At 66.8% G+C, this 2,472-nt stretch carries 3 protein-coding genes; 1 reads left to right on the top strand and 2 read right to left on the bottom strand.

Annotation, left to right across the window (positions count from 1 at the left end):
• Positions 1-660, bottom strand: a 660-nt coding sequence (locus FKP22_RS27110) for a pseudouridine synthase (RefSeq protein WP_233446975.1), incomplete at its 3' end; no start/stop codon positions are given.
• A gap of 73 nt (positions 661-733) precedes the next feature.
• On the opposite strand from FKP22_RS27110, the gene FKP22_RS27105 reads away from it, so the two are divergent.
• Positions 734-1,540: an outer membrane protein assembly factor BamD gene (locus FKP22_RS27105; protein ID WP_141291065.1), complete on the top strand. Its 807-nt coding sequence runs from the start codon at positions 734-736 to the stop codon at positions 1,538-1,540.
• 45 nt (positions 1,541-1,585) lie between these two features.
• Here FKP22_RS27105 and FKP22_RS27100 read toward each other — a convergent pair.
• Positions 1,586-2,472: ATP-dependent DNA helicase (locus FKP22_RS27100; RefSeq protein WP_141291064.1), on the bottom strand; the 887-nt coding region annotated here is incomplete at its 5' end.

The following is a 2,472-nucleotide window of genomic DNA, read 5'->3' as shown; positions in this document are numbered from 1 at the left end:
GCCCACGTCGCCATGCACCAGCGCGACGTAGCGTCGCCGCACGTCGCGCTGCGCCATGTCGCGCACCAGCGCCGTCACCGCCTCCAGGCTGCGGCCCACCACCATCAAACCGGAGGTGTCCTTGTCCAAGCGGTGCACGATGCCGGCGCGCGGCAGATGCGCCGCTCGGCCGTCCAGCGCCAGCAAGCCATTGAGCAAGGTGCCAGACCAGTTGCCCGCTGCCGGATGCACCACCATGCCAGCCGGCTTGTTGACAACCAACACATGGGCGTCCTGGTAGACGATGTCAAGCTCAATCGGCTCGGCCCGGAACGCCAGGCTTTCGGCCGGCGGCACCAGCCGCACGACCAGCACCTGCCCGGCGCGTGCCTTGCGCGACACGCTCTGCCCGGACACACCGTCCAGCGTCACCTCGCCTTGCTCGATCAGGCCTTGCAGGTGGTTGCGCGAGAACTCGGGAACCAGCGTCGCCAGCACCTTGTCCAGCCGTTGGCCATGGGCCTGGGCACCCAGCGCATGGGTGCGGACCTCGAATTCCTCGCCAGGCATGGCGCTGGCGTCCAGCGCCACATCGTCCAATTCCAGCACAGCTTCGGCGGACGCATCCATCGACGCAGCCGGCAGCAGCGCGGGGGCAATTTTCGGGCTCTGGGCACTCATATAATCGTTTGGCTTTCTTTCTTGTGTATTCACGCTCAACCGTGTTGCGGGTGCCCCGGCGCCTGCCGGATCCATGACCCAATTTCCCGCATTCCGCGTCGCGTCCCGAATGGCCCTGGTGGCCCTGCTGGCGGTCACCGCCGCCTGCGGCTCACTCAAAGATGAGGAGATGAAGGGCACGGCAGAGAAATTGTATGCAGATGCCAAGGAAGAAATGGCGTCCGCCAACTGGACCGCTGCCATCAAGGGGCTGGAGCGCGTCGAGGGCCGGGCCGGCGGCGGCCTGCTGGGCCAGCAGTCTCAGCTCGACCTGGCCTACTCCTACTGGAAGTCCGGCGAGAAGGCCCAGGCCATCACCACGCTGGACCGCTTCATCAAGCTGAACCCGTCCAGCCCAGGCCTGGACTATGCGCTGTACCTGCGCGGCCTGGTGAACTTCAACGAAGACTTCGGCATCCTCGCCGCCGTCTCGCAACAGCAGCAGTCCGAACGCGACCAGCAGGCCTCGCGCGAGTCCTACCAGTCGTTCAAGCAACTGGTCGACCAGTTCCCGGACTCCAAGTACGCGCCCGATGCCCGGGCCCGCATGGACTACATCGTCAATGCGTTGGCAGACTATGAAGTGCATGTGGCCCGTTACTACCTCCGCCGGGGCGCGCTGGTGGCCGCGGCCAACCGGGCCCAGCAGGCGATCACCGTCTACCCGCAGACGCCTGCGACCGAAGAAGCGCTGTACATCCTCGGTCAGGCCTACGACCGGCTCGGCCTGGACAAGCTGCGCGACGACGCCAACCGCGTGCTGGCCCTGAACTTCCCGAACAGCCGCCTGCCCCAGGAAGGCTTCAAGGAACGTGAAAAGGCCTGGTGGCAACTCTGGTGAGCGCCGCTGCGCCAGCAGAACACGGCGACCCGAGGGTCGCCTTTTTCATGCCTGCGCTCGCTCGCTGGCCAGCTCGCGCAGCCAGCCCAGCGCCTGCTCACCGCTGGTGAGCTCGGCCATTGGCGGCAAGGCCCGCAGCAAGCGCGCGCCGTAGCGGGCCTGCAGCAACCGCACATCGCACACCACCAGCAAACCCTTGTCGGTCTCGGTGCGAATCAGCCGGCCCGCACCCTGCTTCAGCGCGATTGCCGCTTCGGCGACGAAATAGTCGTTGAAGGCATCACGCCCCTGGCTCTTCAGCTGCTTGACCCGGGCCTCGACCAAGGGGTCATTCGGCGGCGGAAACGGCAGCTTGTCGATGATCACGCATTGCAGCGCGTCGCCCGGCACGTCAATGCCTTCCCAGAAACTGTGCGAACCGACCAGCACGCTGTTGCCGGCCTGGAAACGCGACAGCAGCGCGCGCTTGGCGGCCGTGCCCTGCACCAGCACCTCCAGCGGGCTGCCCAGCGTCTTCAGTTCCCCCTGCAATGCCTCGGCAATCGTGCGCATCGCGCGCAGCGTGGTCGTCAGCACGAAGGTGCGGCCACCGAGCGCCACGGCGCAATGTGCCGACGCGCGACCGACCATCACGGGATGATTGCTCTCGCTGGGCGCAGGGAAACGCGGCGGCACATAGACGCGCGCATGAGCCGGGTAGTCAAACGGACTGCCCAGGCGCAGCTTGCGAGCGTCCTCCAGACCGGCGGCTTCGGTGAACCAGCTCAGGTTCTCATCGTCGCCCAGCGTGGCCGAGGTGAAGACCCAGGCCCGGCTGCCAGCGGCACGCTGCTCGCCCATCATGCTGCGAATGTCCAGCGGCGATTCGACGAAGCGTGCCTGGTGCGGCGTCAGGTCGACCCAGCGCACCCTGTCCGCTGGCGTGGGCCCCT

It is taken from the genome of Ideonella azotifigens (assembly GCF_006519715.1).
Classification (GTDB): domain Bacteria; phylum Pseudomonadota; class Gammaproteobacteria; order Burkholderiales; family Burkholderiaceae_C; genus Ideonella; species Ideonella azotifigens.
Note: the sequence above shows the minus strand (reverse complement) of the source record. Positions and strands in the feature narration are given on the sequence as shown.